Annotated in this window: 26 protein-coding genes, 1 pseudogene and 1 riboswitch; of the genes and pseudogenes, 20 read left to right on the top strand and 7 right to left on the bottom strand. The window is 38.5% G+C overall.

The features are described 5' to 3' along the window. Positions 1 to 186 precede the first annotated feature (186 nt). From spoIIID to MVE64_RS27410, 3 genes are all read left to right on the top strand, one after another. Complete coding sequence (gene spoIIID, locus MVE64_RS11970) at positions 187 to 462, top strand: sporulation transcriptional regulator SpoIIID (RefSeq protein WP_026563140.1); 276 nt, start codon at positions 187 to 189, stop codon at positions 460 to 462. A 156-nt stretch (positions 463 to 618) separates the two neighbouring features. Continuing rightward, positions 619 to 1,620, top strand: a complete 1,002-nt coding sequence (mreB, locus tag MVE64_RS11965; protein ID WP_121663848.1) for a rod shape-determining protein — start codon at positions 619 to 621, stop codon at positions 1,618 to 1,620. 348 nt (positions 1,621 to 1,968) lie between these two features. Next, the gene (locus tag MVE64_RS27410; protein WP_281730482.1) at positions 1,969 to 2,094 is read left to right on the top strand and encodes a hypothetical protein; all 126 of its coding nucleotides are present in this window, start codon (positions 1,969 to 1,971) and stop codon (positions 2,092 to 2,094) included. 260 nt (positions 2,095 to 2,354) lie between these two features. On the opposite strand, the gene MVE64_RS11960 is transcribed toward MVE64_RS27410, so the two are convergent. After that, positions 2,355 to 3,248 (bottom strand): amidase, encoded by an 894-nt coding sequence (locus MVE64_RS11960; protein ID WP_247346632.1) that lies wholly within the window; start codon positions 3,246 to 3,248, stop codon positions 2,355 to 2,357. A gap of 41 nt (positions 3,249 to 3,289) precedes the next feature. Beyond that, positions 3,290 to 3,379, bottom strand: a riboswitch (cyclic di-GMP riboswitch). Between the two features lie 201 nt (positions 3,380 to 3,580). Between MVE64_RS11960 and MVE64_RS11955 the strand changes: the two genes are divergently transcribed. The 8 genes from MVE64_RS11955 (at position 3,581) to cotJC (ending at position 8,161) form a co-directional block, all read left to right on the top strand. After that, positions 3,581 to 4,414 carry a flagellar hook-basal body protein gene (locus tag MVE64_RS11955; RefSeq protein WP_098798612.1) on the top strand — a complete coding sequence of 278 codons (834 nt, stop codon included), beginning with the start codon at positions 3,581 to 3,583 and terminating at the stop codon, positions 4,412 to 4,414. 16 nt (positions 4,415 to 4,430) lie between these two features. After that, positions 4,431 to 5,270 carry a flagellar hook-basal body protein gene (locus MVE64_RS11950; RefSeq protein ID WP_247346631.1) on the top strand — a complete coding sequence of 280 codons (840 nt, stop codon included), beginning with the start codon at positions 4,431 to 4,433 and terminating at the stop codon, positions 5,268 to 5,270. 12 nt (positions 5,271 to 5,282) lie between these two features. Next, positions 5,283 to 5,567, top strand: a complete 285-nt coding sequence (locus tag MVE64_RS11945) for a DNA-directed RNA polymerase subunit beta (protein ID WP_176551161.1) — start codon at positions 5,283 to 5,285, stop codon at positions 5,565 to 5,567. 93 nt (positions 5,568 to 5,660) lie between these two features. Next, positions 5,661 to 6,101: a 3-hydroxyacyl-ACP dehydratase FabZ gene (fabZ, locus tag MVE64_RS11940; RefSeq protein WP_098798614.1), complete on the top strand. Its 441-nt coding sequence runs from the start codon at positions 5,661 to 5,663 to the stop codon at positions 6,099 to 6,101. Between the two features lie 203 nt (positions 6,102 to 6,304). Continuing rightward, positions 6,305 to 6,607, top strand: a complete 303-nt coding sequence (locus tag MVE64_RS11935) for a hypothetical protein (protein WP_247346630.1) — start codon at positions 6,305 to 6,307, stop codon at positions 6,605 to 6,607. Positions 6,608 to 6,770: 163 nt separating this feature from the next. Continuing rightward, a complete protein-coding gene (locus tag MVE64_RS11930; protein ID WP_281730502.1) occupies positions 6,771 to 7,019 on the top strand; it encodes a spore coat associated protein CotJA in 249 nt (82 codons plus the stop codon). Beyond that, positions 7,016 to 7,282: a spore coat protein CotJB gene (locus MVE64_RS11925; protein WP_247346626.1), complete on the top strand. Its 267-nt coding sequence runs from the start codon at positions 7,016 to 7,018 to the stop codon at positions 7,280 to 7,282. Before MVE64_RS11930 ends, MVE64_RS11925 begins: the two co-directional genes overlap by 4 nt. Before the next feature lie 309 nt (positions 7,283 to 7,591). Continuing rightward, on the top strand, positions 7,592 to 8,161 hold the full coding sequence (cotJC, locus tag MVE64_RS11920; RefSeq protein ID WP_098798617.1) for a spore coat protein CotJC: 570 nt from the start codon (positions 7,592 to 7,594) through the stop codon (positions 8,159 to 8,161). Between the two features lie 171 nt (positions 8,162 to 8,332). On the opposite strand, the gene MVE64_RS11915 is transcribed toward cotJC, so the two are convergent. Further along, positions 8,333 to 8,656, bottom strand: coding sequence for a YwpF family protein (locus MVE64_RS11915; RefSeq protein WP_247346624.1), 324 nt, complete (start codon positions 8,654 to 8,656; stop codon positions 8,333 to 8,335). Positions 8,657 to 8,732: 76 nt separating this feature from the next. Then, positions 8,733 to 9,119, bottom strand: a complete 387-nt coding sequence (locus tag MVE64_RS11910) for a helix-turn-helix domain-containing protein (RefSeq protein ID WP_212135461.1) — start codon at positions 9,117 to 9,119, stop codon at positions 8,733 to 8,735. Positions 9,120 to 9,426: 307 nt separating this feature from the next. On the opposite strand from MVE64_RS11910, the gene MVE64_RS11905 reads away from it, so the two are divergent. The 4 genes from MVE64_RS11905 (at position 9,427) to MVE64_RS11890 (ending at position 11,876) form a co-directional block, all read left to right on the top strand. Further along, entirely contained in the window at positions 9,427 to 9,834 is a 408-nt protein-coding gene (locus MVE64_RS11905; protein ID WP_247346622.1) for a hypothetical protein, read from the top strand. Between the two features lie 183 nt (positions 9,835 to 10,017). Beyond that, positions 10,018 to 10,365, top strand: coding sequence for a single-stranded DNA-binding protein (locus MVE64_RS11900; RefSeq protein WP_247346620.1), 348 nt, complete (start codon positions 10,018 to 10,020; stop codon positions 10,363 to 10,365). Positions 10,366 to 10,642: 277 nt separating this feature from the next. Continuing rightward, a complete protein-coding gene (locus MVE64_RS11895) occupies positions 10,643 to 11,509 on the top strand; it encodes a DUF6612 family protein (protein ID WP_345740807.1) in 867 nt (288 codons plus the stop codon). 67 nt (positions 11,510 to 11,576) lie between these two features. Further along, entirely contained in the window at positions 11,577 to 11,876 is a 300-nt protein-coding gene (locus MVE64_RS11890; protein ID WP_247346616.1) for a hypothetical protein, read from the top strand. 147 nt (positions 11,877 to 12,023) lie between these two features. Here the strand turns inward: MVE64_RS11890 and MVE64_RS11885 are convergent. Both MVE64_RS11885 and MVE64_RS11880 read right to left on the bottom strand, forming a co-directional pair. Further along, positions 12,024 to 14,780 (bottom strand): annotated as a pseudogene (locus tag MVE64_RS11885) (DEAD/DEAH box helicase). Further along, positions 14,773 to 16,404 carry an SWIM zinc finger family protein gene (locus MVE64_RS11880; protein ID WP_247346614.1) on the bottom strand — a complete coding sequence of 544 codons (1,632 nt, stop codon included), beginning with the start codon at positions 16,402 to 16,404 and terminating at the stop codon, positions 14,773 to 14,775. The pseudogene MVE64_RS11885 and the gene MVE64_RS11880 overlap by 8 nt, the downstream one beginning before the upstream one ends. A 288-nt stretch (positions 16,405 to 16,692) precedes the next feature. On the opposite strand from MVE64_RS11880, the gene MVE64_RS11875 reads away from it, so the two are divergent. The 5 genes from MVE64_RS11875 (at position 16,693) to MVE64_RS11855 (ending at position 23,596) form a co-directional block, all read left to right on the top strand. Then, on the top strand, positions 16,693 to 16,887 hold the full coding sequence (locus MVE64_RS11875; RefSeq protein ID WP_247346612.1) for a YwzD family small protein: 195 nt from the start codon (positions 16,693 to 16,695) through the stop codon (positions 16,885 to 16,887). Between the two features lie 291 nt (positions 16,888 to 17,178). Then, positions 17,179 to 17,520, top strand: coding sequence for a coiled-coil domain-containing protein (locus MVE64_RS11870; protein WP_247346611.1), 342 nt, complete (start codon positions 17,179 to 17,181; stop codon positions 17,518 to 17,520). A 315-nt stretch (positions 17,521 to 17,835) separates the two neighbouring features. Further along, the gene (locus tag MVE64_RS11865; protein ID WP_247346609.1) at positions 17,836 to 18,882 is read left to right on the top strand and encodes a hypothetical protein; all 1,047 of its coding nucleotides are present in this window, start codon (positions 17,836 to 17,838) and stop codon (positions 18,880 to 18,882) included. A gap of 191 nt (positions 18,883 to 19,073) precedes the next feature. Further along, positions 19,074 to 19,967, top strand: coding sequence for an ROK family protein (locus tag MVE64_RS11860; protein WP_247346607.1), 894 nt, complete (start codon positions 19,074 to 19,076; stop codon positions 19,965 to 19,967). An 815-nt stretch (positions 19,968 to 20,782) separates the two neighbouring features. Then, positions 20,783 to 23,596 carry a M14 family metallopeptidase gene (locus MVE64_RS11855; protein ID WP_247346605.1) on the top strand — a complete coding sequence of 938 codons (2,814 nt, stop codon included), beginning with the start codon at positions 20,783 to 20,785 and terminating at the stop codon, positions 23,594 to 23,596. Positions 23,597 to 23,711: 115 nt separating this feature from the next. Here MVE64_RS11855 and MVE64_RS11850 read toward each other — a convergent pair whose 3' ends face one another. After that, positions 23,712 to 24,614 carry a hypothetical protein gene (locus MVE64_RS11850; protein WP_247346603.1) on the bottom strand — a complete coding sequence of 301 codons (903 nt, stop codon included), beginning with the start codon at positions 24,612 to 24,614 and terminating at the stop codon, positions 23,712 to 23,714. 232 nt (positions 24,615 to 24,846) lie between these two features. After that, entirely contained in the window at positions 24,847 to 25,830 is a 984-nt protein-coding gene (locus tag MVE64_RS11845) for a LacI family DNA-binding transcriptional regulator (RefSeq protein WP_247346602.1), read from the bottom strand. Between the last annotated feature and the right edge of the window lie 66 nt (positions 25,831 to 25,896).

Below are 25,896 nucleotides of genomic sequence, written 5' to 3'. Positions count from 1 at the left end.
CCAAGCTAATAAAATGTTTACAAACCTATTCAAAGAGAGTGTTTGAGGTGAGGGATCGTGAGTGTAATTTATAATCGCTGTAATAGAGACATCATACGATCATCTAAGAGAAATTCAGCCAAAGTGACTTTTGTATGCGAGTCTCATTTCACACTTCTAACATCCATATTAGGGAGGTAGAGTGGTGTGCACGATTACATCAAAGAACGCACAATCAAGATTGGGAAGTATATCGTGGAGACAAAGAAAACAGTTCGCGTTATTGCGAAGGAGTTTGGAGTTTCCAAAAGTACCGTCCATAAGGATTTAACAGAAAGGTTACCTGAAATTAACCCTGATCTTGCGAATGAGGTAAAGGAGATACTTGATTACCATAAATCAATTAGACATTTGCGTGGTGGAGAGGCAACGAAGCTTAAGTACAAGAAGGACGAGATTTTAGAAGAAGAACCAGTGAAATAAGCACATTCTATCTACATCTTTCATAATCGACATATTCCTACATAAATACTTGAAATTATTTTACAAAATCATACTATTTTTGCGATTTTATGATACAATATTTAATTAGGTTAAACTAATCACGGGAATGAGATTTGCAAGGAGGATATAGATAGAATGTTCGCGAGGGATATTGGTATAGATCTTGGTACGGCAAATGTACTGATTCATGTTAAGGGTAAAGGAATTGTTCTGAATGAACCTTCCGTTGTTGCGTTAGACAAGAATTCCGGAAAGGTTCTTGCCGTTGGTGAAGAAGCAAGACGTATGGTAGGACGTACTCCTGGGAATATTGTTGCCATTCGCCCATTAAAAGATGGCGTCATCGCAGATTTTGAAGTAACAGAAGCAATGTTAAAGCATTTTATCAATAAGTTAAATGTAAAAGGATTATTTTCAAAGCCACGCATGTTAATTTGCTGCCCAACGAATATTACATCTGTTGAGCAAAAAGCCATTAAAGAAGCTGCTGAAAAAAGCGGTGGAAAAAATGTATTCCTTGAGGAAGAACCAAAAGTAGCGGCCATTGGTGCCGGTATGGACATCTTCCAACCTTACGGAAACATGGTAGTAGATATAGGCGGTGGTACAACTGATGTCGCTGTGTTATCAATGGGCGATATTGTCACCGCCTCTTCTATTAAAATGGCAGGGGACAAGTTTGATAATGAAATCCTGCAATATATTAAAAGAGAGTACAAGCTTCTAATCGGTGAACGTACAGCCGAAGAAATTAAAATCAATGTTGCAACGGTATTCCCAGGCGCACGTTATGAAGAAATTAACATTCGTGGACGTGATATGGTGACAGGTTTACCTCGCACAATTACAGTCAATTCAACCGAAGTAGAATCAGCACTTCGTGAACCAGTTGCTGCGATTGTACAAGCTGCTAAGAGTGTATTAGAACGTACTCCTCCAGAACTATCAGCCGACATTATCGACCGCGGCGTGATCTTAACAGGTGGCGGAGCCCTTCTAAACGGTCTTGATCAGCTACTAGCAGAAGAACTAAAAGTACCTGTACTAGTTGCGGAATCACCAATGGATTGTGTTGCAATCGGAACAGGAATTATGCTTGACAACATGGACAAACTTCCACGCAAAAAATTCGGATAACTAAGCTTTTGAGCCTGTGTGTACAGGCTCTTTTTTTGTCTTGTTTATATTGTTAGTCTTATGAGGCTTTTTTGCTGGGGTAGGTTGGGTGGAAATATTTATATTGGGGGATGATGATTGGTTAGGAGCGGGGGTGAGTGTAGTGTCGTTCATTAGTTATGAAGACCAATCCAAGAGCTAAAAAAGAAGAAGATGGTTTTCATCCAAGTTATGAAGACCAATCAGGGAGTGGAAATAGAGAAAGAGGGTCATCATTTTGGTCATGAAGACCAAACCAAGAGTAAGACAAGAGGAAGATAGTCATCATCGTTGCCATGAAGACCAAACCAAGAGTAGAACAAGAGGAAGATGGTTATCATCGTTGCCATTAAGACCAATCCAAGAGTAGAACAAGAGGAAGATGGTCATCATCGCGGCCATGAAGACCAAACCAAGAGTAAAACAAGAGGAAGATGGTCATCATCGCGTCCATGAAGACCAATCCAAGAGTAAAACAAGAGGAAGAACGTCATCATCGCGTCCATGAAGACCAATCCAAGAGCAAAACAAGAGGAAGATGGTCTCATCGCGGTCATGAAGACCAAACCAAGAGCAAAATATGAGCAAATTAGTCTTAATCATACCTATTAATAAAGCCCACCCCAAAAATCCACGCCCCCATTATAAAACTCCATAAAAAAAGCATGAATTCACCAAGTAAATTCACGCCCAAACCCAACTCCAATCCTAATCCTCTATTCCAACTCCATCCAACTACCAACATGATGCACAGCGAACCCACCAAAACTTGAATAACCCTGATATTGCTCTAAAACAAGCCCCAGCTGATTATTCATTTCTGCTTGACCTTCTTCAAAGAACGTTAAAAATCCGTCACTACTACCAAGATTCATCGTCTCAACTGCGATTGTCACATCTTTATTTAGCGACGCAGCCAAATTCATTTCATATTTCACTAATTCAATAATGCCATTCGGGCCAACGGCTTTGTCGCGGTAGGCCATGATGGTCACTTCGTCTGTATTTTTCATCGCCCATTCGGCTAGGTTTCCTTTTCCGTGCTTATTACGGAAGTTCATTTCATCAAACCAAAACGGAATATCGACGGCAAGACTAATGTCTAGTGCTGATGCAGTATTAGCGGCAGCTAAAATTGCTCCTTGGTATTTAAGAACAGCAGCACCATAGTTTGTTGTCCATTGCTCTGTTAAATAAGGCTCAATATCAAGGTGAATTCCGGCGAACTTTTCACCAGCAGCAGCGCCATTTTGATAACCACTGACCCAATTTATAAAGTTCAAAAATGCTTTATTGTTAGCACCCCAGTTAGGTGCACCATCTAACGCGTAAACATCCATACCTAGCTTCGCAGCTTCTCTAATAAAAGTGTGATAATAGGTAACATCAATACTACGGTCAATCTGCAAAAACACGTGTGATACTTGCTTTGCTTCTAAAAACTGTAATGTCGCTTCACGGCCATTTACAATTTTACTCGTATCCCAGAGCCATGTTGAATAGCCAGGTGACACACCCTCAGCTTGTGCTTTATGATTCAAAGCTAGACCTCCTAGTTGAGATCCTAGTAAGAATAGTAATGTCAGAACTACAACCTTCATTTTCATCATTAGCCTCTCCTTTTCAATAGCCCCCATGGCTCAAAAAGGAGCCTGGCAGCTTGGCAGCCTTGCAATGTTGAACATTGGGTAGGCCCATAGCTTTGCGTCCTTGTTTTTCAACAAGTTTGCCTTTTTCAGATTTTTCTTAAGTATAAGGGCTTGTCCGGTAAAAAGATATAGGAGTGGGTTCCTATCATTATTTTCCCCTAAAATATAACAGGTAATTTATGAAAAAATGTAATGAGAAAACTGCCAATGTCCTTTATAATAAATGATAGGGAATTCTGTCGAAAAGAATTCATTTGTACGGTAACAACTATGTGACTAAGGTGGGTGTACAGATGTTAAGAGGTTTATATACAGCAACAGCAGGAATGCTTGCGCAGCAAAGACGTACTGAAATGCTTTCAAATAATATGGCAAATGCCAATACAGCTGGTTATAAAGCGGATCAAGCAAGTGTCCGCGCATTTCCTGAAATGCTTTTAAATAGAATGGAAAATAAATCAGTACCAACAACAAACGGTTCAAGCTTTGGTCAAATCACACCGATTGGTTCGATTAACACAGGTGCTTACGTTCAAGAATTACAAAGTACTTTTTCGCAAGGCGGTCTTAAAGAAACTGGTTTGTACACGGATGTAGCGCTTTTAGAGGAAATCATACCATTAAATGCAGAAACGAATGTGAAAGGCGCTTTGTTTTTTGCCGTTCAAAATCAAGCAGGTGAAGAGCGCTATACTCGTAACGGTCACTTTACACTAGATAATAACGGAATCCTGACTTCTGGAGGAAATCCAGTACTATCTACAACAGGCCAGCCAATCTCCATTCAATCTAGCGAATTCCAAGTAACGCCTGATGGTGAAGTAATTGCGGATGGAGAATTCGTAGCACAAATTGATGTTCGTTTTGAAGCGGATGTTCGTAACCTTGTAAAAGAAGGTAATGGTTTATTCCGTACCTTCAATAATGAAGAACTGCCAACTGCTGTAAACAACGATAACATTCAATATAATCTAAGACAAAATTATTTAGAAACTTCAACAGTAGATGTTGGACGTACTTATACAGATATGATGACAGCGTACCGTTCGTTTGAAGCGAATCAAAAGGTATTACAAGCTTATGATAAAAGTATGGACAAGGCTGCGAACGAAATTGGCCGCATATAATAGGGGGTACTAGTAAATGCTACGCTCAATGATAACAGCGACGAATACGATGAATCAGCTTCAAAAGCAGCTTGATCAAATCGGGCACAACATGGCGAATATTGATACACAAAGCTATAAAAGAACAGAAACTTCTTTCTCTGAGCTGGTACGTCAACAATTCAATAACCAGCCAAACGCTGCTGAGGAAATTGCAGAGCAACGTTTTGGCAGAGAATTAGGAATTAGACAGGGAACAGGAGCTATGCTTAACAGCAGCCTTGTTTTTACACAAGGAAACATTAAGCAAACGAGCAGAGAGCTTGATATTGCCTTTACTCTTCCAAATCAATTTCTACAAATTGACGTAAACGGGGAGATTAATTATACAAGAGATGGTGCATTATACTTATCACCAACAAATGATGGAACAAATCAATTATTGTTAACAGCTTCTGATGGAAGTCCTGTTCTTGATGAAAATCAAAATCAGATTCGTTTTAATGATGATTTCCAAAAAATCGTTATTTCTAATGACGGGACGATTTCTACCGTTCAAAATGACCAAACAGAAGCACCACAAGAATTTCAGCTCGGTGTTGTCCAAGTAGATCGTCCGCAAATGTTAATTCAAAACGGAAACAACCGTTATGGATTAAAAGATTTAGGTGATATTCCATTAAATGAAGTATTAACATTTCTAGAAGGTGATCTTCGCGGCGATGTTGCAATGGAGCAAGGGGCACTTGAAATGTCCAATGTTGACTTATCCAAGGAAATGACCGATTTATTAATCTCACAGCGTTCTTATCAGATGAATGCAAAATCGGTTACACTTGGTGACCAAATGCTGGGATTAATAAACGGCGTAAGATAGGAGTTTAGTCTATTGGTAGCTAAAGAAACGACGAAACCGATCAGTCGAGAAGAAGTGAAGAAGGCTAAAAAGTCTAAAAAAGAACAAGAGATTCATGAAGAAGGTCGCCAAAAGGTGATTGTTCGAGTTCGATTACTCCCTATTTGGGTGAGGGTTCTGCTTGTTTTAATTCTTATGGTTGTAAGCACAATCGCTGGACTTATTGTCGGCTACGGAGTCATTGGTAGTGGCGAACCAAAGGATGCCCTTGAAAAGTCCACTTGGCAGCACATCATTGACTTGGTTGAAAAAGAATAAAGCTCGGGATATACTTGATAAAAGGAAGGTGAAAGCCTTCCTTTTGTCGTACATATACATAGTGATGATTTTCTTAAAAAGGAGCTTATACATATGCTAGATAGTAATGAAATCAAGAGCATCATTCCACACCGTTACCCATTTTTACTTGTGGACCGCGTGCTCGAGGTCGAAGAAGGAACACGTGCAGTTGGAATCAAAAACGTATCAGCGAATGAAGAATTTTTTAACGGTCATTTCCCAGATTACCCGGTCATGCCCGGCGTATTAATTGTAGAAGCACTCGCACAAGTTGGTGCAGTGGCAATTTTGAAAAAGGAAGAAAACCGCGGTAGACTAGCGTTTTTTGCTGGTATTGATAACTGCCGTTTTAAAAAGCAAGTTGTACCTGGTGATCAACTCAGACTTGAAGTTGAGATCACCCGTTTACGTGGTTCACTTGGAAAAGGAAAGGCTATCGCAACAGTTGACGGCGAAGTAGCATGTGAAACAGAAATTATGTTTGCTTTAGGTGAGAAAAAATCAGAAGAGTAAGAAGTCATAAGAGTCAAATGACCAGATAGGTCGTTTGGCTCTTTTTGCATTGGGAAGGTTTCATTCGCTAGAAACTTGTCTATATAAAGCATATCGGCCGATCAATTTTCATGAAACGTAAGAATGAAAATAAACGAAATGGGAAACATAATCAAAGACCGGATTCAAAAGCTAAAAGGTCAAAATAGAAAGGAGCAATTATGATGAGAAAAAAATGGCTATTAACTTTATCAGGTTCTTTATTAGCAGCAATGATCGTAACAGGTTGTACTGCAGATGACGAAGATCCAGCACCACCAGAAAATACACCAACAGAAGAAAATGGTGAAATGGATACAGAGCAACCACTTGAAGATGCAGGTGAAAACGTAGAAGAAGGCCTTGAAGAAGGCGGCGACATGATGGAAGAAGGCGCTAACGAAGGCGAGAACATGTTAGAAGAAGGTACCGACGAAGCTAATGATATGATGGAAGAAGGCAACAATAACGAAGACGAAAATCAATAATATGTAAAGGGCTAACACAATGATGTTGGCCTTTTTTAATTGTTTAAAAATAGTAATCATAATTAGTATCTCCAACCGAATAGGATGAAATGAATAGAGTTTTCTAGATTAATATGGAATGATGGTTCCATAGGAAAAAAGAGGTGTGTTAGAGATGAAAGACATGAATGCTCCATACCAACAGCATCTTACGTATATGAAAACCTATCATCCGTTCCATAGTCGTTTTGATCCTTGTCGTCCAATTGGTGTGAAATTTTATTCAACACCTCCTCATTTATATATGGGTTTTCAACCACCAAACCTACAACAGTTTCCCCCAAGAGTTGCACTGAAAAAGGGAACACTTTGGCCTGCATTGTATGATGATTACGTAAATCCATATGAGGCAAAAGGAGGTCCAAATCCATGAGTTACAAGCAATTACCAGATGAGTACTACAAGCTGCTAGAGGAGCTTCAAGCTGTAGACTTTGTACTTGTCGAGCTAACTCTATACTTAGATACACATCCAAATGACATGCAAGCCCTGCAACAATTTAACCAATACGCTGCCTATTCCAAGCAGTTAAGACAAAACTTTGAGGCCAAGTTCGGCATGCTCACCCAATACGGTGGCAGCTTTGCCGATGCAAATTGGAGCTGGGGAACTGCTCCATGGCCTTGGCAGGTGTAGTGGAGGGAAATCTTACTAGTGAAGTCATATCGCCCTCACCAAATTAGAGGCTCAACAGCAATGTAGCAGAGATTTGCTATAAGTTTAAGAGGTTGTTCCGAAAAGTTACAGGGATTCGCTATTAATTTAAACGGTATATCGCTAAATAAGTAGGGGTTTTCTTACATTCAGAGGTTTATCTTCAATTTTAGAGGTTTTATCTGCGATTATCAGGGGTTTATCTTCGATTATTAGAGATTTATCTACGATTCTGGAGATTTATCTTCGATTAGACAAAAATCGACATAAACAGGAGAGGAGAATCACAGCATGTGGGTTTATGAAAAAAAACTTCAATATCCTGTAAAGGTAAGCACATGTAACCCGACACTTGCAAAATATCTGATTGAACAATACGGAGGTGCCGACGGGGAGCTCGCGGCTGCACTTCGCTATTTAAATCAACGGTATACGATTCCAGATAAAGTTGTAGGCCTATTAAACGATATCGGCACAGAGGAATTTGCCCACCTTGAAATGATCGCAACAATGATTTACAAGCTCACAAAAGACGCTACACCAGAACAGCTAAAAGCAGCGGGCCTTGACCCTCATTACGTGAATCACGACTCAGCACTTTTCTATCACAACGCAGCAGGTGCACCATTCACGGCAACTTACATCCAAGCAAAAGGCGATCCAATCGCCGACCTATACGAAGACATCGCTGCAGAAGAAAAAGCACGTGCTACATACCAGTGGATTATTAACATGTCTGATGACCCTGATTTAAATGACAGTTTAGCCTTCCTACGTGAACGCGAAATTGTCCACTCGCAACGTTTTAGAGAAGCGGTTGAAATTCTAAAAGACGAAAGAGATCGTAAGAAGATATTTTAAGAAACTTCAAATTTCAGAACCTAGTGTGGTTCTGGGCTTTTTATATGAAAATATACTCTCAAAAAACAAAAAAAGCCGCACAACCATGTGCAGCCATTCGAAAAAATTCGGGAAGTGACAGGCACCTAAAACCACAAACTTCGGGAAGTGACAGGCACCACAAACTCCGTCCTAAACCGACCTCGCCAACAATCGTCCATCCAACAAAACAGAAATAGATTCATCCAATTCTGTGACGTTCTTCACACTGGCAGATATTTGCGCAGGTGTATTGGTTGGTTTTGAGATTGTAACAAGCACCTTCAGTTGTGTGTCTGGTTGAGCTACGTGCTCATTAAAAAAAGGTAACCATTCTTTTGAAATTAAAGCTTCAATTAACCACGAGTTTTCGCCATCTTCTTTGTTAATTACAAGACCATCCTTCAAAGGAATTATGCTGCTTTCAATTGCTGCTGTATCTTCAATTTGTAGACCGACAAGCTTGAACGTTTTCATGATATCATCCTCGCTAGCTCGTTTTCTTTTAGTATACCATAGAGATCACAAACTAAAGAATGAGCCAAACGATGGTCTATTTTGATACATTTGATACCCGTTCAATGACGGTCATAATGATGGCTTCAATTTCTTTTCGATCCTTCGTTTTTACTAATAAAAGCTCTTGCAGACTTTGCGTGAACTTAGGATTTTTTATTAAATAATCAATCAACTGAGAGACGGAGCCTTCAGCTTGATATTTTCCATACATTTCATAAAGATATTCATTTGTTTGTTCATCGCGTCCAAGCAGATGATCAATGCTCACTTGAAACGCATTGCTAAGTGATATTAAATAAGATAGATCAGGAGCTTGCTCACCTGTTTCAAGGCGGGTAATAACTGGTCGGGATACGCTGATTTTTTCGGCCAACTGCTCCTGTGACCAACCATTTTGTTCACGATAAAATCTTAGATTCATTTGAAATTTCTCTAATTCTCTCATGTAACCAACATTTCCCTTCTTCAAGCTTACTGTTATCGTAAAGGAGAATAGGGACAAGATATGTTCTAATACAGAACATATTAATTGATGTTCTAATACTGTACAAAAATAGATAATTCGACCTAATTTAAGAGAATACGTAAAATACAACGAAAGAAAGAGATGAATCTATCTTTTTCCCGATATTTCGTCAAATTTAGCGAAAAATGAAAAATAGTTAAATTTTGAAATAAGGTGAATTGGAATATACTTACAGTGATATTAATTGAAGAGAGGTCATGAAATGGTCGAATTTAGGCTGAAATCAATTTACTTAGAAAAAGATTCACAAAGAGTTAGAGAAAATGTTGATGGTAACTTAGTAATACTAAGAGTAGGAGATCAAGAAATAGGTACAACAAACTATCATCATTTTCGGGTTCCTGTTCACGCCACAGTTGATATTCGGTATTTAGAGCAAAATTTGAACAGCATTCTACGCATTATTTTTCGATTAGAAAGTAATGACTTATCCATTCAGTATTTTACCTGGAATGAGAATGAAAAACATTATATTGACGCACCTCTTCACGAAGAAATCATTCAATCTCAATCCTTTCAACACATTCTTCAAAGTGTAAGCTTCACTGGCGAAAACCATTTTTCATATGTAACAAATTCCCTACAACGACTCACAGACCAACTGTACTAAAAAAACTAGAAAATTGTTGAATATTGTTGTATCGAGATAAAACCAATTTAAAAAACTAATTTCCTTATAAGAAAAAGATAGTTTCATAGCACAATGACATTTAAAAAACCAAATTTACTCATTTTTCCAATTCTGAACAATCGAATACAATAAGCTTGTACAAAAGAGGAAAGGAGGAATGAAGTGATCAATCAAATCATTTTGGTTGGAAGATTAACAAAAGATCCCGAAATTCGGTACACAGCAGATGGAGCACCGGTGGCTAACATCACACTTGCGGTTAGCCGTAGTTTCCGAAATGCAGCTGGAGAAATTGAAACAGATTTTGTAAATTGTACGGTGTGGAGACGAACTGCTGAGAATACGGCTAACTACTGCCGCAAAGGTTCAATCGTAGGAGTCACAGGTCGCCTCCAAACACGCAGCTATGAAAATGCTGAAAAAACTCGTGTATATGTTACAGAAGTTGTTGCTGACTCGGTTCGCTTTATGAGTGGCAAGCCACGTGAACTAGTTGAGCAGGAAGCTTAATTTTCCCTCGTTTCCTTCATGAGAAAGAATCAATGGTATCCCCTTAATTCCACATTTTGAAGGCTGATTGCTGTGAGGTGATCAGCCTATTTTTTACATATCGTGCTGTGGAATTTTTCTAGGAGTTTCTACCTTTATATAAAACTAGTTATTTTGTAGCGTGAATTCCCTTTTTATATCGAGTATCATTACAACTGGTTTGGAATTTCTGGTAAAATATGAAACTTACTGGGAAACTCACACGTATTACATACAAAAGGGAAAAGGAGTGTGCCAATTGAAAAAAAAGTTATCAGTACTGTTTTCAACCATGTTAGTGTTTATGCTTGCAGCATGTAATCAGACTGCAACAACAGTTAATGAAAGTTCAAAGACAGAAGAAAATAAAAAAGAAAATACATCAGAGCTAACCCTCGAACAGGTTATGACAAACTCAATGGAAGCTTCGGAAGAAATGAAGAGCTTTGCCGTTCAAATGGATATGACGCAAGAAATGACTGTCCCAGGACAAACAGAAGTCATTAATATGGAATCTGTAATTGATATGAAGGTCGTGACAGAGCCAATGACTTTATATCAAAAGATGGATATGAAAATGAATGATATTGGAGCGGAAGATGCATTATCAACTGAAAGTTATATCTCTGCCGATGGAATTTATATATTAGATCCAGCTGCAAACCAGTGGATGAAATTCCCGAAGGAAATGTCTGATCAGCTTATTCAGCTATCGAATCAACAAACAAACCCAGCAGAAGAAATTAAAAAACTTCAACAGTTTGTTGATGATTTCACTTTTGAGCAAGATGAGCAAAATTATATTCTTAAATTAAATGCTTCTGGTGATAAATTTACAGATTTCATAAAAGAAACAGTTAAAGAAACATTTCCACAAGAATTATCGGCAGGTGAAGACATGTTTAATAACATGAAAATCAATAAAGTAACGTATGAAATACTTATTGATAAAGAAACATACTATCCAACTAGCTTAAATGTACTAATGGATATGGAAATTACTGCTGAAGGTGAAACCCTGAAAATAAAGCAAAACATGAAAGGGCAATACAGCGATTTTAATACAATTGAAGAAGTGAAGGTTCCACAAGAGGTTATCGATAATGCGGTTGAAATGGATATGTAAAAAATTGGATGATTGCTTAGCAATCATCCAATTTTTATATATAATAGGGTAAGAGGAGGTGAAAAAGATGGAAGAGCAACTTAAAAAGTTTATGGAACAAATCGATAAAAGGTTAAATGCAATCGATGAAAAACTAAACCACCTAACAAATGAAGCCAGAGATTTAAAAGAGAGACAAGCTACACTAGAAGAACACCATAATAACTTCGCAAAAGAATCCATAAGCCACCTCAATAAATGCGAAGAGGACCTTAGAGCAACTCATAAAAAATTACATCAATTTAACACAAACATTGAATACCTCAGTGGCAAAACAGGCATCCACGACACAAAGCTAAACTACATTGAAAAGCAGCTCGAACTTTAAAAACAAAAAAACGACAGCTAAAAAACTGTCGCTCTACTTCGAAACCTTCTTTTCAATTAATGTTACAAGCTTTTGCCACTGTGGGGCCTTTTTTTCTTCATTTTTCTTCTTGCTTTTTAGCTTTGTTGCCATCAGAAAAACCCCTTCCTAGCTCATCGATAACGTAAAGAGCTCTTCAAGCTCATCAGAAGAAAGCTCTGTTATCCAGTTTTCACTCTGAATAATTTCATCATTTAAAGATTGCTTTTTCTCTAGCATCTCATCTATTTTTTCTTCAATTGTTCCGGTCGTAATGAGTTTATGAACATGAACAAAGCGGTCCTGACCAATTCGGTAGGCGCGGTCTGTTGCCTGATTTTCAACCGCAGGATTCCACCAGCGATCATAGTGAATCACATGGTTGGCGGCAGTTAAGTTTAGTCCCGTTCCACCGGCCTTCAATGAAAGAATTAAAAACGGAAATTCCTTGTTTTGAAAAGATTCAACCATTCGGTCACGCTCTGATTTCATGACACTTCCGTTCAAAAACAACACTTTTTCACCGAATTCTTTTTCGAGCATCTTTTTCATCATGTCACCCATGCCAATATATTGCGTGAAAATCAAACAGCTTTCCTGCTGCTCGCGGATAGAGGTGGTCAGCTCTAAAAGCTTTTCAATCTTATGTGAACGAGAAACTAACTGCTTCGGCTGCTGTTCCTTCAAATACAGAGCAGGGTGATTACAAATTTGCTTTAGCTTTCCAAGCATTTTTAAAATTAACGCCTTACGCTGCATACCAGCCAATGAATTCACTTGCTCGAACGTATCTTTCACAAGCTGCTCATACAACGATGCCTGCTCAATAGAAAGAGGAATATATTCCTTCTGCTCCTGCTTCTCAGGTAAATTCAAGGCAACCTGTTCATCTCGTTTTGTACGTCTTAATAAAAACGGCTTAATATAACGCTGCAGCTGTTCAATTTGCTCCACATCACGATCTTTTTCAATCGGGAGAACATAGCGTTTATGAAAGCTATGCAAGCTGCCTAAGTAGCCGTGATTTAAGAAATCATAAATCGACCAAAGCTCTGTTAAGCGGTTTTCCATCGGTGTTCCTGTTAAGGCAATATGATGCTGCCCGCGTAGCTTACGGATTGCCCTCGATTGCTTTGTATGGGCATTTTTAATATTCTGCGCTTCATCTAAGCAAATTGTGCTCCATTTAACAGCTGAAACTTCCTCAAAATCAGCATGTGATAATCCGTACGAAGTAATGATTATGTCATAGCCTGCAACGAAGGAGAAAATCCCTCTTCTTTAGGGCGGTTCGGGCCATAATGAAGCTTCACATTCAAATGTGGAGCAAACTTTTCAAATTCCTTCTGCCAGTTACCAAGCACTGAGGTTGGCGCAATGATGAGCGCAGGATGCTCAGGCTTTTCCATAGCTTTTACATAAGAAAAATAAGCAATCATCTGAATTGTTTTTCCAAGCCCCATATCATCTGCAAGACAAGCACCAAAGCCAACACTACGTAAAAACAACAGCCAATCCACACCATTTTGCTGATAAGGACGAAGTGTTCCTTGAAACTCCTCAGGAATCGTATGTGACGGCAGCTCCTCCGTATCCGTTAGCTTCCGAAGCAAGCCTCTCATCTGCTGATTCAATTCGATTTGAATATTAGCAAACGCACGCGCATCCACGATTTCATCACTATCTTCTTCAAGATCTCTTGCGTTCAACTCCTGATGAAGAATATCAGACAAATGCAAGCCATCTCGATCGGCTTTTTTCAAAATCGATTGAACTTGTTTAATGAAGGCAGGATCAAGCTTAATCCACTGCCCTCTAAAGTTTACAAGTCGGCGCTGCTGGGAAACAAGCTGGTGAAATTCCTCTTCACTCATCTCCACGCCATTCGTAGAAAAGCGCCAGTTAAAATCAATCAGCGAGTTCATACCAACAAACGACTGTCCACGAGGGGATGATGACACCTTCGCCTTGAGCATAAGCTGTGAATCCTTCACAACCTGCCACCATGAAGGAAGTAAAATCTCCACGCCCATATTGATAAGCGTCTCACTCGCATCGGTTAAAAACAACCATGCCTCATCCTCGGTTACATAGGTTGTTCCGGTTTGAAAGCTCAACCAAGGCACAACCTCTGAAAAGCGCTCCTGCTCACGTTCGATTTTGCTTATGAAAGGCTTCCACTTTCTCGGCAGCTCTCCTTGAAAATGAATCAAATCATCTTCATCCGTTTTACTACGCAAAAGAATTTCAAGCTGCCAATCATCGGTATCTGTTTCTGGTTCGTTCAGGCGAAGACCAACTGTAAATGGGGTATCATCGTGATGCCACCCGATTTTTTCAAGAAAATCTGTTTCATCAATAAAATGTCCTTGAAACGTTGTTAAAACAGGATAGGCGTTCACAATATCTGCCCATGCATCATGAAGAATCAGGTCATTTTCAATCAAATCAGTTATAGCTGCAGAAAACCAATCTAACGCAAAGCCTTCAAGTTCATTTCTGGCATCTTTGAAGCGTGTGACACCTTGCTTCCAGCCTTCAAAATCAGGCACATATTCACCATTTGAGATGATGTCATAAATCGTATGGGCCACATGGGCAAGGCGCTCAGCATCTTCTGACAACGAAATGGTCGCAAGTGAATTGTACGTTTCTTTTCCGAGCAGCTCGACCATCATCCACGCGGAGAGCTGAACAGCAGGTAAGCCGATATAGCTAATGTCCTCTAATTTTGTTCCGAAAAACGAAGACTCGTGCCAGGTGAAAAGGTAGCGGGAAAACTCTTCAACTGTAAGCGGGCTCGTCGTGCGCAGATGTACAATATACATAAAACGAATTGTTCTCAATTTGCTCTGCATGCAGTACAATATTGATCGTATTAATCATGTATCAGCTTCCCTTTCTTCAATTCTTCCTGAAATGCACGTAGTCGTTTGTGTTCATCCGATAGCTGCAGAATATAATTTTCCCAAACTTCTTCGCGCTTCAACTTTTTGTACTGAGACTTCATTCTCTTTAAATAGCGCACAGCCATTTTATAATTTTCACGGGTCTTCATACTGATTTCATGCTTAACCGTTTTAACATAAAGAGGCAAAAGGACACCCGGCTCACTTTTTTCAATATCTCTTAACACATAAGTATCCATTTCTTCTATAGAAAAACCTAACAAGGTCTGCAGTTCGATCCACGTACGATACTGCTCTTTATCTAAAAGAAAATCATGATATTCCGCATAACTTAACGGAAGCATATTACGGCACGCCCGTTCAAACAGCTTTTCATCATTTGTAGCTTTTGAATATTGCTTAATAAGCTGCATCATATAACGGATAACTTGTCGTTTTTCCTCAAAAGGAAGATCACTGTTTATGTATTCTGTTGAATTGTCCATCATATAAGACATCCACCCAGACATGCGCTTCCAATTTTTCTTTTTCATGATGTCCTCAACCCAATGAAAGGTAAAAGGAAGTGCAGAAGGTGAAAGCTTTTTCATCGTTTCAAAAATGTTCTCATCTCGTGATTGTAGAAAATCCATATGCATGAGTGCTGTTTCCATTTCCACCGCAAACGAAGGCTCGTGATTTTTTTCATCTTCAAGATGCTCCTCAAGCCATTCTCGTTCGATATTAATAAACTTATCGCGACGCAAAAGTTCAATCCATAGCAGTTGATACAAATTCGAGCGCTCGTATTGATATTGCTTGCTCGTAAACAACAGCTCACGGAAGCGCTCAACACTGTCCACTAACAGCGGATCAAGGGCAAACGGTAAGGCATAGCGTTTCATCTCAGAAATCGCGATCGCCACATTATCTGAAAGCTGATCAATATAAGGGTAAATAATATGTTGTAACATATAGTCCGTTGGCTTCGTCTCATTAATTAGCTGCAAGATTTTTATAAAAACCGTAACAGATGCCTGAACGATAAAAAACTGTTTCATCTCAGGAGACTTAGGCGCCTTCTTTTTCAGTGCCGAATAATAATGATGAAAAAGACTCTGAAAAAGCTGATTTGGTGAAGAAAGCTGTGCAGACCAGCTGTCAAACTCACGATCAAAAAACGCAATCCAGCTTGCAAGGGAGGAATCTTCGTACTCCTTTTCAGGCTTTAAAAGTGAGCTTGCCTTCTGTACATGCTTTAACACGTCTTCGATCGGTTTTTCTTCTTTCCAAAGATCAACGAATGTACCGACTCGGTCAACACTTGCATATACATATAGAAAGGCTGCAATACGGTGCCGACATATTGATGGAGCCGGACACGTACAAGTGCTCATCACAAAATCATCCAAATCAAGCTCAACCTGCACACTCGTGACATCCTGGACTTTTGCAGAAACAGTGTGACTTGTTGTGCTCACATTATAAATACTACCTTGACGATATAAAATGAGTCCTTTTTTCACGACATTACGATCATGCTCATCCTGAGGAGAAAGCAACTGTTTAATCTGTTCACCGGCACCAAGTACAAATTCTTTACTAAGTTCCCGACCAAGCATAGAGAGGACTCCTTTCATTTAAAGCAGAACTGCGCCCAAGCACAGCTGCACTACATTAAACAGATAAATGATTGAAATAAACCTAATTCTTCTATTATAACGCATAATGAATTGATCAAAAAGGTTTAGTACGAGAAAGAATCGGGGACATAAAAGAAAAGCAGCTTTCGAAACTTTTATTTGCTCCGGGCAAACCAAATAAATTACATCTTGTCAGCACCACAGAATCAAAGTATAATGATTTGGTATTGTCTGAATTTGTAAAAAAAGAAAGGAAACTTATACAATATGAAGGATAATCAGCTGAAACAAGAAGAGCTGTTACAAATTCTATTAAGCGCCTACGACAAAGGCGAAGCAAAAGTGGATATCACAACTAATGAAATGATAGAAGACTTAATTTCTCAAATAAGAAGAAGTATATGCATCATAAAAAGAACGAGCGCCTTTGAGGGTGCTCGTTTTTGTGTGGGTGGTGCCTAGTCACCACCCGATTTTGTCGGAATTTGTTTTGGTGCCTGTCAATTCCCGAAATTTGTTGAGATTTTTTCTTTGGCAAATGGCTGGTGCGACTTTGTGACGTTGCTAACTTGATTAGTTATATATTACTCGGGAAATATTTTATAAAAGGACAACTAGCAGATAGGTGAAGGGCTAGGTTGAGGGCAGTCTACCATACAAAACTGTCTTTGTTAATTTCTTGTAAAATTCGATCAACCAATGGCGTACCACGTAAAAAGATTGTAAAATATTGTTGAGAAGGAGGTGAATTCAATGGAAGAACGATTAGAGCGAATGGAGGACATGTTAGCCAACTTGATTAGGATGGTTGGTGATATTAAGAGAGAACAACTAGAAACGAGACAAGAGATTAAGGAAATGAAACAAGACATATCAGGAATGAAACAAGACATATCAGGAATGAAACAAGACCAAAAAGGAACACGGGAAGATATAGCTCGATTACGACTGGAATATGAAAAGCACCACAATGAAATTAGCAGTCGAATTTCTTCAAACGAGTTGGACCATGAACATACTTGGGAAAAGACCGTCCAAAATGAAAGAGAAATATCTAAATTAAAAAAGCAATTTGATTTAATAGACTTCACATGAAATATAACCCACTTAAATGAGCTTCAGACATAATGAATGAACCCGAAAGAACTGAGCAAAACAAAACTCAGCAAACCTCTTAAAAATGTTCCCATAGGATAATACGATAAAGAAGTATCTCTTATGGAGGTACTTCTTTTTTCTGCCCTTTCTAACCTAGAGGAATCAGGTGCACTAATAGGTTTCTGTACAAGAAAAAAATGGCTTATATAATAAGATGTTCCCCACCATCTACCATTAAAGTTTAAATTGACTAACAGTCTCCTAGAATAGTACATTTATAGTAGGTTTTTACTACTACTTCGGAGGCTGAACATGAAGAAAATACTTCTGGCAATTTTACTTACTTTATTCACCGCATCGATCCTGCCAACAACATCAAGTGCTGCTACAGACACCAACTATGCAAACGCTGTAGGTGCAGGGAAAAAACTACTACAAAAAACAAATGCATTCAATCAAACAATTAGCAATGGCGATCTTTATTACATCAATGAGCAATACGATGCATTCAGCGCTGATATTAAAAAGGTTGAACGTGCAATTGGAAAAGTTTCAGGCTCTAAAAACCGCAAATACTTAAATGACACATATGTAAAAGTGGCAAAAGTAGCGAGAGAACGTGTTATCTATGAGGTTTCTCAATACAGACTAATCGCTGTAATCACAGATTCCTACTATAATAGTGAATTCACTAAAATGAAAAGTGATTATGCAAAATTAGACAGACTGAAAAAACGTGCTGTTGCGATTAAACAAGCAGGAGGCTACAAAGCCCTTCCAGCATCAGTAAACCAAGAATTAACAGCCTACATCAACTGGTTCAATGACAAGCTTAACCAAACAACAGCAGGTGATGGAGAAGCAGTTAAATTAACGTACAACCCAGCAACAGGAGACATCCTGCTGAACGGGGCAACACTTTCACAAACAAGAAATGAAACATTCAAAACACTCGGTCAACCAACTTATAAAGATCTTGATGAATTTGAAGGTGGCACATATTTAGCATACGTCTATCCTTATCCATATTCAGAGTTTGATGAAGATCTTTATGTTTATTACGGTGGCAACGATACAGTGAACTTTATTGCTCACACATATATCGCAGGTGGCTACGGCTTTCCGGCTGAATTCCTAGACTCATTTGATGGAGATGTTTACTACAATCCATATCCAACAGACGATGCTCTTGATGAAATCATCTTTGTAAGTCAAACTGGCCAAATTCTAAATGCACAATTCTATGAAGATCAGACATACGGCGAAGGCAACTTTTATGCTCTATATCGACTAATGAATATGGATGGAAACTTTGATCCGTCTTTATATGAGCCAATTGATCCTTCTGAACTGTACTAAGAAGAAGAAAAAAGCATCCCCAGTGGATGTTTTTTCATTTAAAGAAGTAATCTCCCTCTTTGTAGAGAAATTACTACTTTTTGTAATCCTTTTCATACATCCAACATTCAGGTAAACTTAGGACATAATGAACTAGTACAGGTAACAGAACAAATTTATCACAAAGAAATAAAGGAAAAGGAGGCACAGCCATGCACACAATCGGAATCGACCTCGGCGGTACAAACCTGCGCATCGGCGTCTTCAACGAGCAAGGAGAAATCATCAACGAACAAAGCCAACCAACAGAAGCAGCAAAAGGACCCCAGTATGTGATCAACCAAATGGCAGAGATCATCAACCAACTAAAAGCTACGTATAAAATCAAAGCGATCGGTATCGGTTCACCAGGCCCACTCAACCCACATGACGGAATCATTATCGAACCACCAAACCTACCAGGCTGGGTAAACATTCCGATCGTCCAACTGCTCGAAGAAAAAATCAGCCTACCAGTGAAGCTAGAAAACGATGCAAACGCAGCAGCACTGGCTGAGGCAACTCTTGGTGCAGGAAAAGGCGCAAGCAGTGTATTCTTTATCACCGTTAGCACGGGAATCGGTGGCGGATACGTGCTAAACGGCGAGCTTGTTTCAGGTGCACAAGGAAGCTGCGGCGAGATTGGCAATATGATTGTCAACCCAAGCCCAGACGCCTACCACGGCCCAGGACTGAACAAAGGTGCGCTCGAAGGACTAGCAAGCGGAACCGCAATCGGCAGAATCGGCAAAGAACGCTTGAACATCACAAACGGTGCACAAGGAGTCTTCCATCTGGCAGAGCAGGGCAACAAAGAAGCGCAAGCAATTCTTGATGAAGCCATTAATTATCTAGCGATTGGCTTGGCAAATATTGTTCACACAGTTAACCCTGAGATTATCGTTATCGGTGGGGGTGTAATGAAATCGAAGCATTTAATAGTAGAGCCGTTAATTGAAAAAACAAAGGGATATTTGTATCCAAGCTTGAAGGAAGACTTCGTACTAAAGCCGGCATTATTGGATCAAAAGGCAGGGTTAATAGGAGCAGGACTATTGCCTAAGTAAAGAAGAGTCACTCTTTGGGGTGACTTTTTAAGATGAATAGAAAAAGGAAATTGGAATGGAAAATGGTTAACTTGTTTTCAAGGAAATTATAATAACAGCTTTTATTTCCATTCCTATTTTAATAGGCTATCACTCTTATAAAAGAAACTTCAAAAATAAAAAAAACGCAGCCCATAATGGAAAACTTAATAATGCTCCCCAAAACATTCCTACAAATACATTCTCTTGATGCTCCATTAAGACCACTCCTTAAAAAATAAAATAATGACTGAATACCTATATTATACTTGGAAACGCTTACAAAGTCCACCACAACCACTTAAAATTTTATCTATAAATGAAGACAAAGGGACAGGTTCCTTGTCCTCCATCCCCATCCCCAAATTATTTTCTGGATAATCTAGATAGATGAACTTAATGTAACGATATAACAAGATTGTAAGTGATTGTATGAATAAATAGATTGATATTTCCATTCCCAAATTTATAAGTAAATATCGGAAATAAACACCTATTCCTTCAAGTGGAGTGTCTGCTATTGAACAAGAAACAATGTAAAAAAGAACTCCAATTTTACGAGTAATAGCTGAATCTAGCAAGCAATAATACAATAATTAGTAGAAATAAAAGGTAAAACCCCTATACTTAGTACCTAGTAACCTCTGCTTCTATAATCTTCACTGGTCATCTAAGCCTAAATATTGTCGAGTAATTTCCTTTCGTATCCCGAACTATTTTCACTGTTTGATTTCTGAATATTCTATTACCATTAATTATGTGATCTATTTAACATACATAAAAGAAGGGATGATTTGATGAAGAAGAGGTTTTCAGGGTTACTAGCATTTCTATTAGTACTAGCTCTATTCGCACAATCAGCAATACCTGTATCAGCTACTGAAACAGCGGAGAACTATGAAGTAATAGAGTTAGAGACTAATAGGACATTACTCTCATTAACCGAAACCAGAACAGTAGAAGTTATGGCAGATTTCGGTGGAAATGTCGACTTTAGTCAACTAGAATTCCTATTTGGAGGGAAAAGCCTTTCAGAATGGAAAAAGTGGTCTGGTGGGACAAGCTATAATGGAGATCCTTTCATAACTGTAATTGAGGAACCTCATTTCGTAGACGGTACAACAACAATCAAGGCAACTTTAGAGTTTGACCTTCTTTACGACAGAGACAATCTATCAAACCGAACAATTCGTACTCAATATCAACAATTTATTGGTGATTACGAACTAGCATTAGTTGATAAAGCTAGTAAAAAGAAAGCAGTACAGACAGTCGAACTAAATGTATACGACCAATTTCATTTTTATGAAGAATTGAAGCCAACGATTGATTCAGTCTTTGAAGAAGCTGAAGAAACGAATGATCGCTACCTTGAATACCAAAGCTTTGGAAAATCAGTAGAAGGTCGTGACCTTCATTTTGTTGTTTTAGCTAAAGATAAAGAAGCGGTAGATAAGTATTTAAATGAAACCCTACCAACTGCATTAGAAGATCCTGAGAGTTTACTAGAAAAGTTAGAAGACGGAGAAATGGGTGATTACCAAGTTCCCGTCTGGATTAACAATATTCACCCTGACGAAGTAGAAGGTGTGGACGCTCAGGTTGAATTGTTCAAGAAGTTTGCATTAGAAGACGAAATTACTTTCAATACAATTGAGAATAAACAAGAAAAAGCTGTTACGTTAAACGTGGATGATGTTCTTGATGATGTGATTTTCCTTTATATGTTCACAAACAATCCTGATGGTAGAGTAGCAAACACGAGAGCAAACGCAAATGGCTTTGACTTAAACCGTGATAACCATTACCAAACACAAATAGAAACACAAGAAGTAACACAAGAAATTGCGAAGTGGACACCACTTTCGTTCCTTGATATGCATGGTTATGTGGGTGGTTTCTTAATTGAGCCGACAACACCGCCGCATAACCCGAACTTTGAGTACGATTTACTTTATGGAAACATGATCGAGCAGGCGCATGCAATGGGTGACGCAGGAATCAGTAACTCAGCCTACGATTCCTATGAAATTCCGGCTCTTGATTATGGCGACGGCTGGGATGATATGACGCCTGCTTATACGGCAATGTATGCAATGCTACATGGATCACTTGGTCATACAATTGAAACACCAGCATTAAGCCAAAATGGTTATGATGCTATGTATGCAACAGGCCTTGGGGCAACGCTTTATGTAACGGAAAACAAAGATGAACTTTATAAAAATCAGCTTGAAATCTTTAAGCGTGGAGTAAATGGTGAAGACAATCGCGCCGTAGATGAGTATTTTGTAAATGCATCCGGTGAATCAATTGGACGCACAAGAGGAGAAAATGAAAACTTCTTCCCAGAATATTACGTGATTCCAGTTCATGAAAAAGGACAAAAGAATCCACTAGAAGCAACAAAAATGGTTGAATACTTACTTCGCAATGGGGTAAAAGTAGAGCAAACCACAAAAACAGCGAAAGTAAATGGAACTGCATATCCAAAGGGAACATATATCGTGCCGATGAATCAAGCAAAACGCGGTCTAGCTAATGCGATGCTTTACAAAGGTGACGATGTATCAGACTGGGGTGCAATGTACGATCCGATCGTTGTTAATTTCTCTGACTTAAGAGGATTTGATTTGGATGAAGTACGTGAGGAGAATGCTTTTGCCAAGGTTACAAAAGAAGTAGACAGCGTAACATTACCAACTGGTGATGTAGTTGGCAAGGCGCCAAAACAAATTTTATCTAACACAAATAATGACACGGTAAAATTAATCAATGAGCTTTTAAAAGATGGAAAAGTCGTTGAAAAAGCAATGGAAACAAAGGGAAAAGTAAATAAAGGTGACTATATCGTTAATACAAAGGATTTAGTACAGTATGAAGATTTTTACTACGAGGCTTCATCAGCTGGTACAACACAAAACATAAAAACGGAAAAATTAACTCTTCCTAAAGTAGCAGTAACAGGTTCAGCTCAATTAAAGTTTTCATTAAAAGAACTGGGGTTTGAATTAGTTAATTCTACTGAAGATGCAGACGTTGTTGTTAGTGATGGTAGTTCATTTGATGTTAATAGTCTGGATGGGAAAGCTTATGTTGGAATTGGAGTGTATGCTCTGAATGCTGTGAAAAACAGTGAAGTGCTAGGAGAAGGTTACAGCTTCGATTACACAAGCCCTGGTCATGAAGGTTTATTAAAAGCAAACGTAAATGATCACATTCTAACCTCTGGATATGAAAAGAATGAGTTATTGTACACAACAAATGGTGCATGGATTACGTCTGTTCCTAAAGATGCTCAAGTATTAGCAACTGTAAGCAATAGTGACGATTTCTATGTAGCTGGATGGTGGCCTGGTCATGACGCTGCAAGAGGTCAAACACTAGCATTTACTCAAAATCTTGAAGATTCAAATATTACTCTATTTGCAAACGACCTTGCCTTTAGAGCACATACACAATCAAGCTATCGCCTGCTGGCCAATAGCATCTTTGCTTCAGTTGGTTCTGAAGTAGCAAAGAAAGGTAAAGGATCAGTGAAAGATAAGTCTAGTAAGCAGAACAATAAAGTAGAGAAATCCTTCTTAGAGAAAGGTAGAGATAGAGAGTAGGTTTGGAATTTCGGGTGGTGCACAGGCACCACCCGATTTTTGTCGAAGGCCCCAATAAACAATTTTAGGTGAAATTATTAAAAAATCCATTAAACCACAACTATAAGTTGCAAACTTATCGATCTGAATAATTAGTAGAAATATACCCAATTAGTAACCCTAATGTTTGACCTTTAAAAGAATCAGGCACCGATTGACCATGAGGATCAGCATAATAATAAGCACCGATCTCTTTATTAAAATAGTAGCCTAGCTCTTTTAATGAGTCTTGCAAATCACTCGGAAGTTCATCTAATCCAGTACGTTTCTTGAAATAATCTGTTGGATAAATTTTCACATCAACATCATCATCACTCGTATGAACCACGAACAAATCTTCACTCGACTGATTAATCCATTGCCCCTTCGAAAATAGTCCTATTCCAGAATTCTCTAATGTAGAAATACCATCTAAATTTGTGCCAAATATTAAATTAATGGCAACTCTTATAGCACTCGGAGCTAACTCGTAATGATAAGATTCCAGGTACAAATCCATAACTTCAGATTTAGAGAGGTTGTGAATATAGGAATCTATATCATCCACATCCACTACTTGTTTTATGGCTTTTGTTATTTGATCAGGATAAACACTCTGTTTCGTTCCAGCTCCTAAGTCAGAAATCGCATCAAGGTCAATTTTATAAATTTGATGAACGATTTCTCTTACCCTTGAACCTGTTAAATCGTTTGGAAAGCTTCTTATATATGTATCCATTGCATTTACTTTCGACATATTCTCAATCTGTTCTGTTATTTCGATAGGTGTTAATCTTCCGTGCTTCTCTATTCTGAGTGTTAAACGAATCCCTTTAATTATTTCAGCTGGATACTTTGTCATTTCACTATTAGAGAGTTGTGGTTTTTTAGAATTTACTGCTTCACTAATAGTTGGTGTGATAAGAATTGAGGATGTAACTAGTAATAAGGTTGATGCTTTTAATAGGGAACTTCTTAGTTTTTTTGTTGATGCGATCATAAGTAACCTCCGAAAAAAGGATATTTTTATCAATATGATAGAAATGTTTTCCAAAATCAATTTTATAGGAAGGATCAGTCAAAATCTATCATTTTTCGAGAAAGAAGCCAAGGGGACAGGTCCCTTGGCTTCTTCGTGCGGAATTTCCTCGATTGAAAGATCAGTTTGATCCAAAATTCAAATCTATATATACAACTCAGCGACGCTTCTAATTGTTTAGAACGCCAACCCATCAACTACTCATTCTCTCAATCAACGTCGGATCCAGCTTAATCTGTACAGACTCTGACGAAACCTCATTCTCCATCCTGTCTACCAGGATATCAATGGTTGTTTTCACCATCTCTTCAATCGGCTGATGAATACTAGAGATTCCCATAATTTTAGCAAGATACGTATCGTCAAATCCGATCACACTAATATCCTCAGGGACCTTTATGTTCCTCTCTCTAGCGGCTTTCATAAATTCTAGTGCCATAATGTCATTGTTTGTAAATAGACAGGTGAAGTCGAGGGATTTCACCTTGTTTAAGTAATCTTCGATGTCACGTCTCATTAAGAAATTGTTTTTTGATGTTTCTTCGAGCTGAATGTAATTTTTTAGGTCGAAGCTGAAGCCGTTTTCATATAGGGCACTTTTATAGCCGAGAAATTTATCATCATCAGGGTTGGTTCCAACATATCCAAAGGTTTTATGACCAGCGTGTATGAATTTTTCACCAACAATTTTACCTGCTTTCATGTGATCAAGTCCCACGCTATCAAGTGGTTTGCGGTTTTGTGTCATGACGATTGTCGGAATGGCGAGCTTACTAATTCGCTGGATATTATATTCACCAGTTGGAACAAGAATTATTCCGTCAACCTGACGGGCAATAAAGTTTTGAATGCTTTCCCATTCTGTGATGGGATTATGCTTGGAATTATGCAGTAAAATACTGTAACCAATTTTTCTGGCTTCTGATTCGAGTGCATCCACTAGCTCGACGAAATATGGATTATAGGTTTCTGTTAAACATACTCCGATAATATTTGATTGACTTTTTTTTAGTGTTTGTGCAGCTTTGTTTGGCACATATCCTACTTCTTCGATGACTTGAAGCACCCGTTTCATGGCCTCTTCATTTACTCCTGTGTTACCGTTTATCACTCTTGATACAGTTGATTGGGAAACGTTTGCAAGTTTAGCGATTTCTTTCATTGTTAATTTATTCATTGTGCTCCTCCGTTGTGAATACGTATTCTTATATATGAATAGAATGAAGTCATTCATTTGCTTTTT

Source organism: Metabacillus endolithicus (assembly GCF_023078335.1).
Classification (GTDB): Bacteria; Bacillota; Bacilli; order Bacillales; family Bacillaceae; genus Metabacillus; species Metabacillus endolithicus.
Note: the sequence above shows the minus strand (reverse complement) of the source record. Positions and strands in the feature narration are given on the sequence as shown.